Genomic DNA, 13,277 nt, shown 5'->3' with positions numbered 1-13,277 from the left:
TGAAAAAGGGGCAAACGCTGCGGGAGCCCAATCCCACTACGCAAATACTTCTCTCATTTTTCTTGTCGGAGCTTTGCGTAGAGACTGCGGAGGATTACGCCGATTTATTTTGCACGAGTGCGGTGCCGCTGCGTCATCGGGGCTTTGTCCGAATGAACCCGCTAAGCCTGCCGATTTACGAATTGGAAGAACCGCTCGTCGCCGCGTTGCGCGCCGCGTCGGAAGCCAGTGACGCAGTGGGGAAGCCCGCTGGCGTGCGGGTGCTGGTGCAGGCCCCAACTGGTTCGGGAAAGTCTACACAGATTCCGAAGATTTTACTTAAGCACGGCTTCGCCGACTCGGCGGGTAACGAGGCTAGCGGCCCTGCGAGCGGCGGCCAAATCGTCATTTTGCAGCCGCGCCGCTTAGCCACGCGGATGCTCGCCAAGCGGGTAGCCGCCGAGCTCGGTAGCGCCCTCGGCGAAACGGTCGGCTACCAAATCCGGCTAGAGTCGCGGACCTCAGCGGCGACGCGTATCCGCTTTGTGACCGAGGGCGTGCTGCTGCGCCAAATGCTGGGCGATCCTGAGTTACGCGGCGTGTCGGCTATCCTTTTCGACGAGTTTCACGAGCGGCACCTTTACGGCGACATCACGCTCGCGCGGGCGCTCCAAATCCAGCGCAGCACGCGGCCCGATCTGCGGCTCATCGTGATGTCAGCCACGCTGGATACCGCGACACTTGAAGCCTATCTCGCTCCGTGTCGGGTGCTCACTTCCGCAGGCCGGAGTTTTCCGGTCGAAATTGAGTACCTGCCGCGTCCGGTAAATTTCGATACAGAGCCGGTTTGGGAACTTGCGGCAAAGTACCTTGAAGAGGCCCTTGCTCGGCGCGCGTCCGATGGCGGCGGGTCGCAGCCGGATGGCGATGTGCTCATTTTTATGCCCGGGGCCTACGAAATTGGGCGGACGGTGCAGGCGATTGGGGCGCGGCGCGCTTTGAGGGATTTCGAGTGTTTTCCGCTCCACGGCGACTTGCCTGCTGCGGAACAAGACCGGGCGCTCGAGCGCAGCGCGGGCGGTGCCGCACCTGGCGCGCGCCGAAAAATCATCGTTTCAACCAACGTCGCCGAAACTTCGCTCACGATTGAGGGCGTGACGCTCGTCATTGATAGCGGGCTGGCGCGAGTCGCCCGCTACGATCCGCATCGCGGAATCAATACCTTGCTCGTCGAAAAAATCTCAATCGCCAGTGCCGATCAGCGAGCGGGCCGCGCCGGGCGCACTGCGCCGGGCCGTTGCCTGCGGCTTTGGACGCAGCGCGAACACGAGCGGCGCGCCCCGCAAGAAGTGCCCGAGGTCAAGCGGCTCGATCTTGCAGAGGTCGTCCTAACGCTGAAAGCGAGCGGGATCGCGGATGTTGCAGGCTTCCCGTGGATTGAGCCGCCGAATCCGGCGGCACTTATGCGCGCGGAGCAGTTGCTAAAAGACCTAGGCGGGGTTTCGCGTGAAGACTCTGCAAACGCGCACTCAAAAATCACCGAACTGGGGCGGCGGATGCTCCGATTCCCGCTGCACCCGCGTTATGCGCGGATGCTTATCGAAGCCGAAAAACGCGGCTGCGTCCGCGAGGTCGCACTCATGGCCGCGCTCACTCAGGACCGGAGTTTCTTGCTCAAGAACGTTCCCAAGTCGGTGGAGGCCGAGCGCGAACGACGCCTTGGCGAGGCGCACACGAGCGATTTTTTGCTTTTGATGCGGGCTTGGGAAGCGGCCGCAGAGGCAAGGTTCGATGTGGAGTTTTGCCGCGCACTCGGGATTCACGCCCAAGCGGCGCGACAGGTCGGCCCGGTGTTTCAACAGTTTTTGAACATTGCCCAACGAGAAGGCTTGGAACTGGAGACAGGCCCGGCGGCCGAAAGCGAACTTCGTAAATGCGTCCTAGCCGGGTTTTCCGATCAAGTCGCACGGCGACTCGATGCGGGGACGCTGCGCTGCGACCTCGTGCACGGGCGGCGCGGGCTGCTCTCACGCGAAAGTGTCTGCCAGCAAGCCCCGCTTTTGGTCGTGGCCGAAATCACCGAAGTCGGCGGCCGTGGTGAAGTCGCGACGCTGCTCGGGCTCGCGACTGAAATTGAGGAAGCGTGGCTGGAGGAGCTTTTCCCGGGCGACTACTCGGTGACCACGGGCGTGGGCTACGACGAGGCCGCCAAGCGCGTCGTTGCGCGGCACGAACGGCGGTTTCGCGACCTCGTGCTCGAAGCAAAAGTGAGCGGCGACGAAGTGCCGCCGAGTGAGGCGGCAGCCCTGCTTGCCCGCGAGGTGCTGGCGGGCCGCATCGCACTCAAACACTGGGATGAGGCGGTGGAACAATGGATTATCCGAGTGAATCGCTTGGCGGAGTGGTTTCCCGAACTGGAGTCGAGTCCGATTACCGAGGAGGATAGGGCGACCTTGATTGAGCAACTGTGCTACGGCGAAAGCTCGGCGCGGGCAGTGCGCGAAAAGCCAGTAATGCCCGTTTTGCGCGAATGGCTTTCTGCCGAGCAGCTCGCCGCACTCGACCTCTACCTGCCCGAACGGCTTGTAATGGGAAATGGCCAACGAAGCGGAAGGGGAGGGCGGGCGCGGCTGCGCTATCTGCCGGAGGGGCCGCCAATTCTCAGCGCACGAATCCAAGAACTCTATGATGTGGAGGGAAAATTCACTCTCGGCCAAGGCCGAGTGCCGGTGCGAATCGAAGTCCTCGCGCCGAACCAACGCCCCATCCAAATCACCGACGACTTAACGAGTTTTTGGCGCGAGCAATATCCAAAAATCCGCGCCGAACTCTCCCGCCGCTATCCCCGCCACGAATGGAGGGCTTAGCCTTGTTTGATTAGCAGCGTGCTCGCAGTCGCAGACCGAGGCCCGCGCCGTTTGAGCAGTGAGCGCAGGCCGAAGCCTTATCGCTTTTTTACTTTGCGTTTTGGGCGAGTGGAGAACGGCTCGGTTCCGAGGTAGGTTTTGTTGCGCAGTTGGCGTTCGTAGAGTTCGAGCAAGCGGATGCCTTCGCGGGGCTTGAGCACGTCTTTGCGGGTGGCGCTGTCGATTTGCCGTTTCATGCGGCGGCACAGGTCGGCTTGTTGGTATTGCACGTCCTCCATCACTTCGCCGACCGAGCTGCCGCTGATGCTTTCTTCGATGTAGAAGCCGTCTTCTTCGTCGTCCTCTAGGAAGACGTGCACTTCGTTTACGCGACCGAAGAGGTTGTGCATGTCGCCCATGATGTCTTGGTAGGCACCTGTGAGGAAAATCCCGAGGTAGTAGGGTTTGTTCCCGAGCGGGTGGAGGGGGACGTAGTCTTGCACGTCTTGCAGGTCGATGAAGCGGCTGATCTTGCCGTCGGAGTCGCACGTAATGTCTACAAGGATGGCGTCGACGCTGGGTTTTTCGGTGAGCCGGTGCAGGGGGGCGACGGGGAAGAGTTGCCCGAGTGCCCAGTGGTCGAGCAGTGACTGGAAGACCGAAAAGTTGCACACGTATTGGTCGGCGAGGAGCTTGTTCAGCTCGTGCAACTCTTCAGGGACGTAGCCGGTCTTCTTAATTTCTTTGGCGATTTGTTCGCAGATTTGCCAAAAGAGCTGTTCGGCAGCGGCACGGTTTTCGAGGTCGAGGTAGCCTAGGTTAAAGAGCGAAAAGGCTTCGGCCTTTTTCTGCACAGCATCGTGGAAGCGTTCGAGCTTTCCGAGGCGAGGGCGGTTTTGGAGCGTCGCTTCGAGACTGGAGACGATGGCGTGTTTCTCGGCGGGTTGGCGGTGCTTGCCGAGTGACTCGCGTTTATTGATGCGCTCGACGACTTCGACGACGAGCAGCGCGTGCGGGGCCACGACCGCGCGACCTGACTCGCTGACGATGTCGGGCGGCGGCACGGCCTCGGCAGTGCAGATCTCCCGAATATTGGAGACGATGTCGCGCGCATACTCGGCCATCGTGTAATTCATCGAGGACTCGAAGTTGGTGCGCGAGCCGTCGTAGTCGATGCCGAGCCCGCCGCCCACGTCGAGCAGCCCCATCGGGAAGCCCATTTTGTGGAGCTGGCAGTAGAAGCGCGATGCCTCGGTGACGGCGTTTTTAATCGTGAGGATGTTCGGCACTTGCGAGCCGATGTGGAAGTGCACGAGCCGTAGACAGTCGCTGAGCTTGGAGGCTTTGAGTTTCTCGCAAGCGGAGAGGATTTCGGCGGTGTTGAGGCCGAACTTGGCGTTGTCGCCGGTGGAGGTCGCCCACTTACCTTCGCCGCGTGTTTGGAGCTTAGCGCGAAAGCCGATCATGGGCTCGACGCCGGTCTCTGCGGCCAAGGCGATGATGTCGTCGAGCTCGCTGAGCTGCTCGACGACAATGATGACTTGCTTGCCGAGCTTGCGCCCGAGGAGTGCCAGCCGCAGGTAGTCGAGGTCCTTGTAACCGTTGCAAATGATCAGTCGCTTCGTGCCTTCGTGCATGGCGAGCGCGATCATGAGCTCGGGCCGCGAACCGGCCTCTAGCCCGTAGTCAAAGTCGCGTCCGGCCTCGATGATTTCTTCGACGACTTCACGCAGTTGGTTGACCTTGATAGGGAAGACTCCGCGATAGCGGCCCGGGTAGTCTTCCTCTTTAATCGCCTTGGCGAAGACCTCGTTTAGCTGGCTGACGCGGTTGCGCAGCAGGTCTTGGAAGCGGATGACCATCGGCGCAGATAGGCCCATGCCGACGGCCTCGCGCACCACGTCGAGGATGCGGATTTTTCGCTCGTCGCCCAGTGGCTGGACGGTTGCGAAGCCTTCGTTATCGACGGCGAAATGGCCGTCGCCCCATCGCTTAAAGCCGTAGAGTTCTTCGGATTTGGCGGCGGACCAGTGGGCGGCAGGTTTGCGTTTCAAGAGCGTGAGGTTCGATTGGGCTGCGTATGCGGTTTGGTGCGGTGCGAAGGGGCCGTTTGCGAGGACGTTTTTGGTGGAGGCTAAGGCGGTGTGTCGCCGCGTTAGGGCTTGCTATGGTTAGAGGCGGCTCCCTTAAGTGCGCGGTTTCTTTTTCTAAAATCACCAACACGCAATGCCGAAAATGTCCCCCCTTTTTGATGCCCTTAACCTCCTCGCCCAAGCGGACGCTGCGCCCGCCCCCGGCGGGCTTCTCGGCGGCATGCTGCCTATCATTCTGCTCTTTGGCGCGATGTATTTTTTGATGATCGCTCCGCAGCGCAAAAAGCAGAAGGCGCACGATGCGATGCTCAAAGCACTGGTGAGCGGTGACGAGGTCGTGACGACCGGCGGGATTTACGGTCAAATCACCAACGTGAAGGACGACCGCTTTGTCGTGCGTATCGCCGACAACGTAAAAATCGAGGTGGGCAAGAGCTTCATCAGCGCGTGCGTGAAGAAGTCGGGCGAGTAACAGTCGCGGGCTGTTTCAATTATGCGGTCGGCACGCTGGCCGACCGTTAAACGAAGCCCAACAGGGGCCTGCATTTTCTCCGCCTGTTCACACGCACACGCCGCCATCCCCGGGCGGCGCTTTCATTTTCAATTAACAAACAAAACAAACCCACATGCTTAAGCGTAACCTCTGGAAGCTGAGCCTGAGCACTCTGATTGTGCTTTGGGCGGTCGCTTCGCTTCTCCCCCTCCAGGATCAACCCTTTCCTGACTACATAAAATCAAAGGCCAGTGCCGAGCGTGCCGAGTTCACGCGGCTCGTAGACGAGGCCGAGGCGCGCGTCGCAGCGGGCGAATCGCCGAGCGTTTTCGTCGCGCTTAAGCAACTTGGCAAAGAGCGCAAAATTGACCTCGCCAAGCACTTCCCGGGCATCCGCTTCGAGGGCTCGTTGCGCAATATCGAGCGCAAAAACGACATCCTCTTAAACGAGATGCTACGCCGCTCCCGTAGTCCGCTGCAGCTCGGGCTCGACCTGCGCGGCGGTGTGGCCTTCACCCTCGAAGTCGACGAGGCGGCGGCAGCCAGTTTCGGCGAACACGAGCGCCGCGAAAAACTCTCCAAGGCCATCGAAATCCTCGAAACCCGTATCGACGGGCTGGGCGTGGCCGAGCCGATCATTCGCCCCGTGGGCGATACGCGGATTGAGGTGCAGCTCCCGGGCGTCAGCACCAAAGATAACCCCGAAGTCGTCGATAGCGTGAAGAAGCCCGCGCGGCTCGACTTCCGTCTCGTCCATCCGACCGCTTCGCCGCAGACGAGCCCGGTCGCCCCCGCGGGTTACGAGCGCATGGCTCTCGAGCAAGAAAGCCCGCGTGGCGAACTCCTCTACGAAGAGCTTTACGTTAAGCGCCTCCCCGAGATGACCGGCGCGGCAATTGCCAATGCTTTTGCCCGGCCCGACATGTACGGGAAGCCCGAGATCATCCTCCAATTTACCTCCGAAGGCCGCAGCCGTTTCGCCGAAGTCACTCGCGAAATCGCCACGCTCGGTCGTCAAACGGGCATCCCCGGTCGCCTCGCAATCGTGCTTGATGGGCGGCTCTACTCGGCCCCCAGCGTGCGCGACGAAATCGACAGCGAGAGCGCGCAAATCACCGGCAGTTTCAGCGAGCGCGAAGCCCTCAACCTCGCCAACGTTCTCAACAACCCGCTCGACCTGCCCCTCATCATTAAGGAGCAATACGAAGTCGGCCCCTCGCTCGCCGCCGACGCGATTACAAGCGCACAAAAAGCCTTCATCCTTAGCACCGCGCTCACGGCAGGCTTCATCATCGTTTTCTACACGAGCGGCGGGCTCCTCGCGGTTATCGCGATGGCGAGCAACGTCCTCGTGATCCTCGGCGTGATGGCGAGCATCGGCGCGACGCTCTCCATGCCGGGCATCGCGGGCGTCGTCCTCACCATCGGCATGTCGGTCGACTCGAACATCCTGATTTTCGAGCGGATGCGTGAAGAGATGAAGCTGGGTAAATCGCTTCCGGCCGCGCTCGATGCCGGTTTCGAGAAAGCCTTTTCGGCGATTCTCGACGGCAATCTCACGACCCTCATCACCGCGATGATCATGGTCGCGCTCGGCACTGGTCCGGTGAAGGGCTTCGGTGTTACGCTCGCCATCGGCATCTTTGGCACGATGTTTGCCGCGCTCGTCATCAGCCGCTTCCTGCTCGATTGGCTGATTAACGGCGTGAAAATCAAGTCGCTGAAAATGTTCAGCATCCTCGAAGGCACGCGCTTCGACTTCCTCAAATACACGCGCCCCGCGTTTATCTTGGCGACCTCGGTGGTCGTCATTGGTGCGGGGGCCGTCGTCTACAAGGGCAAGGACGTTTACGGCATCGACTTCACCGGGGGCGACCAAGTCGTGCTCGCGTTCGGTAAGAAGCTGGAGCTCGCGCAAGTCCGCGACGTCGCCAACCGGCTCGGGCTCGAAGACATCAACCTGAGCTACACGCAGGCAATCGGTGGCGATACCGAAGTGCTGCGCGTGACGACGCCCTTTGACCAAACTGCACCACTCGTCGAAGCCCTGCAAAGCGCACATCCTGACGCGGGGCTTTCGCCAATCTCCGAAACACGAATCGGCCCGAGTGTCGGTGCGGAGATTCAGCGCAACGCCTTGTGGGCCATCTTCTGGTCGCTGCTCCTCATCCTCGGCTACATCGCATTCCGCTTCGAGTTTGGCTACGGCATCGGCGCGGTCGTCTCGACGGTTTACGACATAGTCGTAACGGTGGGCGTCTTCGTGCTCTTCGGGCGGCAGTTTAACGCCGCGATGGTCGCCGCCATCCTCCTCGTCGCCGGTTACTCAATTAACGACACCATCGTAGTCTTCGACCGAATACGCGAGGAGCTGCGACTAAACCCGGGCGCGACCTTGCGCGACATCATCAACCGTTCGCTCAACCTCACGCTCTCGCGCACCGTCATCACCGGCGGCACTACGCTGATTACGGCCATCGTGCTCTTCGTGGTGACGAGCGGCGTCGTAAACGACATCGCCTTTACCCTCCTCATCGGTGTTCTCACCGGCACCTTCTCCTCGCTCTTTATTGCCAGCCCCGTCTTCTACTGGTGGCACAAGGGCGACCGCAAACACGTCGAGAAACACCACGATATCGCCCCGAAGTACGAGTGGGCCGGCTCCAGCAAAGCATCGGACTAACGTGCGCCGCGCCCTTTAGGCATTAAACGCATAACCTTTACTCCTCATGCTCTGGACCTACACGCCGCCTTCGGCTGGGCAGGTCGAGGCACTCACTTCTGCATCGGGCGGGCTCAGCCGTGTGTTGGCCGAGCTGCTGTTGCGGCACCGCTTAGCCGACCGCGCGGCAGTCACGCAGTTCCTGCACCCGCGCCTCGCGACACTCGCTGACCCATTCGTCGTGCCGCAGCTCAAGCGCGCCGCCGAGCGACTGCACCGCGCGATTGAGCGCCGCGAGCAAGTCGTCGTCCTCGGCGACTACGATGTCGATGGCGTCAGCAGCACGACACTCCTTGTCGGGCTCCTGCGCCGCTTCGGCCTAGCCCCGCGCTTCATCGTGCCGCTCCGCGCGGAAGATGGGTATGGGCTCTCGCGTAGCGCGATTGATCGCGCGCTTGAAGCCGGACGGCCCGCGCTGTTTGTCGCGCTCGATTGCGGGACGAATTCGCACGACGAAATCGCTTACCTAATCGGGCTCGGTATCGATGTGCTCATTGTCGATCACCACCGCTCGCGCGACGACGAGCTGACCGCAGTCGCGAGTCCCCTGCCTCAAAGCGAAGGGGAGGGTGGGCCGCAGTGCATCCTCGTTAACCCGCATATCCAAGTCGATGCGGGCGAGCTCAGCGAAAGCTACCGCAACTTTTGCACCGTCGGGCTCGTGTTTAAGCTCGCACACGGCCTGCTCAAGCTCCTCCGGCCCGAAGGTAATGAAATCGCCAATACGATTCAGCTTCGCGAAGAGCTCGACCTCGTCGCGCTCGGCACCGTGGCCGACCTCGTGCCGCTCCTCGGCGAGAATCGAATCCTCTCACGGCACGGGCTAAAAATGATTGAGAAGACTGCGCGGCCCGGCCTGCGCGCGCTGATGGAGGTGGCCGGGCTGCCGCCCGGACAGGCGATTACACCGGTGGATATTTCCTTTCGGCTCGGCCCGCGCATCAACGCTAGCGGACGCCTCGCCGATGCCGCGCTCTCGGTCGAGCTGCTGCTGACTAGCGACTCTCGCTTTGCCGAGACGACTGCGCAGCAACTCGACGCGTTTAACCGAGAGCGCCAAGACATTGAGCGACAGATGACCGAAGAAGCGGAGGCGATGATAGACGCACACTATGCCGATGACCAAGGTATCGTCCTCTACTCCGACAAGTGGCACCCGGGCGTTGTCGGCATCGTCGCGGGCCGCGTGACGCGCAAATACAACCGTCCTTGTGTCGTGCTCGGTAACGATGGCGAACTGGCCAAAGGTTCGGGCCGCAGCGTCACTGGCGTGAATCTCGTCGATGTGCTGGCTGATTGTGCCGAAGAGCTCGAAGGCTGGGGCGGCCACCCGATGGCTGTCGGCGTTGGGCTCGATAAACAGCGGCTCGCGAGCTTTCGCCAAAAATTTGCGCATGCCGTCCGCGAGCATGCCGGGCGCGATATCTCCGATGCTGAGTTGCCAATTGCGGCGTGGATAAGCCCCGAGGAAATCGGCGAAGCACTCATGGCGGAACTGGATACCCTGCATCCCTTTGGCCAAGGCAACCCCGAGCCGATTTTTGGCATGCGCGGCGTGTACCTCGCGGGAGCTCCAGCGGTGTTCAAAGATATGCACTTCCGCTTTCAACTCGTGGACAAAACGTGGCGGCGGCTCTACGGCGTGGCTTGGAAAATGGCTGACCGCATTCCGCCAACAGACGCACCGCTCGACCTCGCTCTAAAGCTCACCTGGAACTACTTCCGCGAACGCAAACTTCTCCAACTCGAACTCGTCGACTGGCGCCTTCACGAGAATCCAACCCGCGCGGCCGGTAAGCGATGAAACAGAGCGACGCCTAAGCGCCCGCCACACTGGGGCGGGGGAGACAGTGACCACGGGCAGCGCCCCCAGCACGGTGAGCACAACGTGAATTTCTCAAAATTGGCACTTGCGCTCACAGCGACTCACCTGCTTGCTCCCCGACTCTCTTTTGCGCACCCGTAGCTCAATTGGATAGAGCGTCTGACTACGGATCAGAAGGTTTGGGGTTCGACTCCCTACGGGTGCGCCACTTTTGCCCTCATCGTCTAGCGGCTAGGACGGATCCCTCTCACGGATCAAACCGGGGTTCGATTCCCCGTGAGGGTACCAGTTCGGTACCTGCAAAAGTAAGCTATAGAGAGAGTTGGGAGCCCCCCCACAGGCCTGTGTTGCCGGCGCACAGATTTAGCCTTTCCAAGGCGCTGCTCTCGGCTAGCGTCTGCGACCTTTATGCAGAAGACCTTTGTTATCTTTAAACCGGATTGTATGGCGCAGCGGCATGTGGGCGAGGTGCTGGCGCGTTTCGAAGCGGCGGGCTTCGATGTCGTGGGCTGCAAGCTCGCACGGCTGAGCCCCGAGTTGCTGCGCGAGCACTACGCGCACGTCGCCGACAAGCCGTTTTACCCGGAGATTGAGGCGTTCATGAGCCAGCGGCCTGTCATTATGATGGCTCTACAAGGCGACGGTATTGTTGCGCGCGTGCGCGACCTGCTCGGCCCCACTGACTCGACCAAGGCAGCTAAAGGCACGATTCGCGGCGACTTCGGCACCGACATGATGACCAATGTCGTCCACGCCTCCGACAGCGACGAGAACGCCAAGATCGAGCTCGCACGCTTCTTCCGCCCTGACGAAATTTTTGAGATTTGAGCTAACGCGAAAGCGCCAAACCCTATTGCATTCACGGCCGGTGAAATCGCCGTGGCGTGAAAGCCCAAGAACCCCGTAGCGCCTATCTGCTGCGGGGTTTTGTGCACTCTCTACTGACTCCTCACTCTTCCTTAACCCCTAACTCCTTTTACACACACTTATGAACGACACAGCTACCAACTCTCTGCCAAGGCTTCGGCTCACGACGGCTGACCACGACCGCCTGCGCTTGCTCGTCGATACGGCGATTCAATCCCAGCCCCGCTTGCGCGAGACACTCGCTCCGCTTCAAGCCGAGCTTAAGCGCGCCGAAGTGCTGGCTCCAGCGGACATCCCTTCAAACGTCGTTATCATGGGAGCGACTGTGCAAATCGAAGACAAAGAAAGCGGCGAACTGGACACCTACACGCTCGTTTACCCGGAGCAGGCAGACGGTGCGGAAGGCCGCCTCTCAATCCTCGCACCGATCGGGATGGCGATCATCGGCTTCGCCGAAGGCGATAGCTTCATTTGGCGCACCCCCGGCGGCACTCGCCAACTCTACATCAGTAAAGTAATTCAGCCGCCCGTTTCGTAAGCGAAACGGACTCGCTGTGTAATCTTTGAAAAGCGAAAGGCCGCCCTTCAGTAGAAGGGCGGCCTTTTCTTTGTAATGGTTTTAGCACTACGCGAATTCCTAAGTGCGAACGCGGTCGAGCGTCGAAAAGGTGTAGCGGTAGTGGGCATCCTGCGACGTACGTCGCTCGCTCTCGCGCCAACTGAGGTGCCGCCACTCGGGGAAAAACCGATCTCCCGGGATTTCGACGTGGACGATCGTCAGATAAATCCGGTCAGCGGCGTCGATGAGTTCTTCGTAAATCCGCTGCCCGCCACAAACCATGATTTCGCCCGGAAGGCTGTGGGCAATGGCGAGTGCCTCCGCGACATCGGCCGCAATGTGCACACCCGGTTTGGCGAGCGCGCGGTTTTGCGTGATGACGATGGGCGTGCGTCCATCAAGCGACACACGCGGCCAAATCTCGTAGCAGAGCCGACCGAGGATGACGCTTTGCCCAGCGGTGAGTCTGTGAAAGTGCTCAAGGTCTTCGGGAATGCGCCAAGGCGTCATCCCGTCGCGCGCGATGACTCGGTTCTCACTGCACGCGACGGCGAGGTTGATGGGCTTTTTCACAGCTCGGAAGGCGCCTGCTCACTCGTACCGAAGGCGTTAAGCCGCGGCGGGAGTGATCTCGATTGAGAGGACCTCGATACGATCGATGGGCGTGCTTTTTTCGCCGCCACCGCTGTTTTGCGTAGGTACGGTCGCAATCCGCTCTAACACGTCGTCGCCGGCGACGAGCTCGCCGAAAGCCGTGTACTGATTGTCTAAGAAGCGGGCGTCACCGTGAACGATGAAGAATTGCGAGCCAGCGGAGTCGGGATGCGAGGAGCGGGCCATCGAGATGACGCCGCGAACGTGGGGGCGTGCGTTAAACTCGGCCGCGATTTGGTAGCCGGGGCCACCTGTACCGGGCATACCACTCTCACCTTGTTTGGTGTTCGGGCAGCCACCCTGAATCATGAAGCCTTTAATAATCCGGTGAAAGGCGGTGCCGTTGTAAAACCCTTCGCGGGCGAGCTTTTTGAAATTCTCAACAGTCTTGGGGGCGACTTCGGGCCAGAAGGCGAGGGTCATGTCGCCATAGGTCGTTTTGATGATGGCCTGTTCGGCGGGGGAAGAGGTAGTGCTCATAATGGAATAAAGACGGCGAAGGAATGGCGCGACTTAACACGCGTCGAGCCTGTTCCTAATATAACACTGAGCTTGGGAAGCAGGTGAGCTTGCTCAAAGTTAAGGAGTGAGCGCGCGCTCGGCGAGTCGACTAGGCGTGTACGCTGTCGATCAATTCGCAGAAGTAGTGAATAAGAAAGAGGTGGGCTTCTTGGCAGGCAGCCCCGCTTTCGCTGGGAATAGTAAGCGCGCAAGTGGCGAGTGGGGCCGCAGCGCCTCCACCACGCCCTAGGAGGGCGAGGCTGCTCAGCCCGAGCGTTTTCGCTTCGTGGAGCGCGGCGAGGATGTTGGGTGAGTTTCCGCTGGAGCTGATCGCAACCACGAGGTCGCCTGGGCGGGCGAGTCCGGCGATTTGGCGGGCGAAAACTTGCTCAAAGCCAAAGTCGTTGCCGATGCAGCTCAGCAGCGAGCCGTCGCTGGAGAGCGAAATAGCGGGGAGGGAGGCGCGGGTTTTCTGGTAGCGGCCCACGAGTTCGGTGGCGAAGTGCGAGGCTTCGGCGGCACTGCCTCCGTTACCGCAGATGAGGAGTTTTTTGTCGTGCCGGAGAGTATCGAGGATGAGGGCTGCCGCATCGTCGATTTGCGGGCGGATAGTCTTGAGGGCTTTGAGCGCAGAGAGGCTAGCGTGGAGCGCGTCGGCGAAGATCATGATGCCAAGCAGAAATAGCAGAGCCGCTTGGCGCGCTGAAAGCTATTCTTTGTGCAGCAGTACCTTTGTTT

10 protein-coding genes and 2 tRNA genes are annotated in these 13,277 nt (G+C 60.6%); 8 read left to right on the top strand and 4 right to left on the bottom strand.

Annotated features, from left to right (window positions below; translation table 11 throughout):
- Positions 1 to 62: 62 nt before the first annotated feature.
- Entirely contained in the window at positions 63 to 2,846 is a 2,784-nt protein-coding gene (gene hrpB, locus AXK12_RS07775; RefSeq protein ID WP_231863597.1) for an ATP-dependent helicase HrpB, read from the top strand.
- Positions 2,847 to 2,923: 77 nt separating this feature from the next.
- Here the strand turns inward: hrpB and speA are convergent, their stop codons facing one another.
- Positions 2,924 to 4,879 (bottom strand): biosynthetic arginine decarboxylase, encoded by a 1,956-nt coding sequence (speA, locus tag AXK12_RS07770; protein WP_068713146.1) that lies wholly within the window; start codon positions 4,877 to 4,879, stop codon positions 2,924 to 2,926.
- 181 nt (positions 4,880 to 5,060) lie between these two features.
- Between speA and yajC the strand changes: the two genes are divergently transcribed.
- The 7 genes from yajC to rnk all read left to right on the top strand — a co-directional run bounded on the left by yajC (position 5,061) and on the right by rnk (position 11,363).
- Positions 5,061 to 5,390 carry a preprotein translocase subunit YajC gene (gene yajC / locus AXK12_RS07765; RefSeq protein ID WP_068713193.1) on the top strand — a complete coding sequence of 110 codons (330 nt, stop codon included), beginning with the start codon at positions 5,061 to 5,063 and terminating at the stop codon, positions 5,388 to 5,390.
- 154 nt (positions 5,391 to 5,544) lie between these two features.
- Complete coding sequence (locus AXK12_RS07760) at positions 5,545 to 8,094, top strand: protein translocase subunit SecDF (protein ID WP_068713144.1); 2,550 nt, start codon at positions 5,545 to 5,547, stop codon at positions 8,092 to 8,094.
- Between the two features lie 46 nt (positions 8,095 to 8,140).
- Positions 8,141 to 9,937, top strand: coding sequence for a single-stranded-DNA-specific exonuclease RecJ (gene recJ, locus AXK12_RS07755; RefSeq protein WP_068713142.1), 1,797 nt, complete (start codon positions 8,141 to 8,143; stop codon positions 9,935 to 9,937).
- A 152-nt stretch (positions 9,938 to 10,089) separates the two neighbouring features.
- Positions 10,090 to 10,166: transfer RNA gene (locus tag AXK12_RS07750), tRNA-Arg, on the top strand.
- Between the two features lie 5 nt (positions 10,167 to 10,171).
- Positions 10,172 to 10,246: transfer RNA gene (locus tag AXK12_RS07745), tRNA-Glu, on the top strand.
- Positions 10,247 to 10,366: 120 nt separating this feature from the next.
- Positions 10,367 to 10,786 (top strand): nucleoside-diphosphate kinase, encoded by a 420-nt coding sequence (gene ndk, locus AXK12_RS07740; RefSeq protein ID WP_068713140.1) that lies wholly within the window; start codon positions 10,367 to 10,369, stop codon positions 10,784 to 10,786.
- 160 nt (positions 10,787 to 10,946) lie between these two features.
- Positions 10,947 to 11,363, top strand: a complete 417-nt coding sequence (rnk, locus tag AXK12_RS07735; protein WP_068713138.1) for a nucleoside diphosphate kinase regulator — start codon at positions 10,947 to 10,949, stop codon at positions 11,361 to 11,363.
- A gap of 99 nt (positions 11,364 to 11,462) precedes the next feature.
- On the opposite strand, the gene AXK12_RS07730 is transcribed toward rnk, so the two are convergent.
- From AXK12_RS07730 to AXK12_RS07720, 3 genes are all read right to left on the bottom strand, one after another.
- Positions 11,463 to 11,957 carry a dihydrofolate reductase gene (locus AXK12_RS07730; RefSeq protein WP_068713136.1) on the bottom strand — a complete coding sequence of 165 codons (495 nt, stop codon included), beginning with the start codon at positions 11,955 to 11,957 and terminating at the stop codon, positions 11,463 to 11,465.
- Positions 11,958 to 11,993: 36 nt separating this feature from the next.
- Positions 11,994 to 12,518 carry a peptidylprolyl isomerase gene (locus AXK12_RS07725; protein WP_068713135.1) on the bottom strand — a complete coding sequence of 175 codons (525 nt, stop codon included), beginning with the start codon at positions 12,516 to 12,518 and terminating at the stop codon, positions 11,994 to 11,996.
- Between the two features lie 130 nt (positions 12,519 to 12,648).
- Positions 12,649 to 13,206, bottom strand: a complete 558-nt coding sequence (locus AXK12_RS07720; protein ID WP_068713133.1) for a D-sedoheptulose-7-phosphate isomerase — start codon at positions 13,204 to 13,206, stop codon at positions 12,649 to 12,651.
- Positions 13,207 to 13,277 lie beyond the last annotated feature (71 nt).

Origin of the sequence: Cephaloticoccus capnophilus (assembly GCF_001580045.1) — a bacterium.
Lineage (GTDB): Bacteria > Verrucomicrobiota > Verrucomicrobiia > Opitutales > Opitutaceae > Cephaloticoccus > Cephaloticoccus capnophilus.
Note: the sequence above shows the minus strand (reverse complement) of the source record. Positions and strands in the feature narration are given on the sequence as shown.

Bases quoted from the DNA above. Each gene is read 5' to 3' on its own strand.
- yajC (WP_068713193.1), top strand. From the start codon at position 5,061: ATGTCCCCCCTTTTTGATGCCCTTAACCTCCTCGCCCAAGCGGACGCT.
- AXK12_RS07760 (WP_068713144.1), top strand. From the start codon at position 5,545: ATGCTTAAGCGTAACCTCTGGAAGCTGAGCCTGAGCACTCTGATTGTG.
- recJ (WP_068713142.1), top strand. From the start codon at position 8,141: ATGCTCTGGACCTACACGCCGCCTTCGGCTGGGCAGGTCGAGGCACTC.
- ndk (WP_068713140.1), top strand. From the start codon at position 10,367: ATGCAGAAGACCTTTGTTATCTTTAAACCGGATTGTATGGCGCAGCGG.
- rnk (WP_068713138.1), top strand. From the start codon at position 10,947: ATGAACGACACAGCTACCAACTCTCTGCCAAGGCTTCGGCTCACGACG.
- AXK12_RS07725 (WP_068713135.1), bottom strand. From the start codon at position 12,518: ATGAGCACTACCTCTTCCCCCGCCGAACAGGCCATCATCAAAACGACC.
- AXK12_RS07720 (WP_068713133.1), bottom strand. From the start codon at position 13,206: ATGATCTTCGCCGACGCGCTCCACGCTAGCCTCTCTGCGCTCAAAGCC.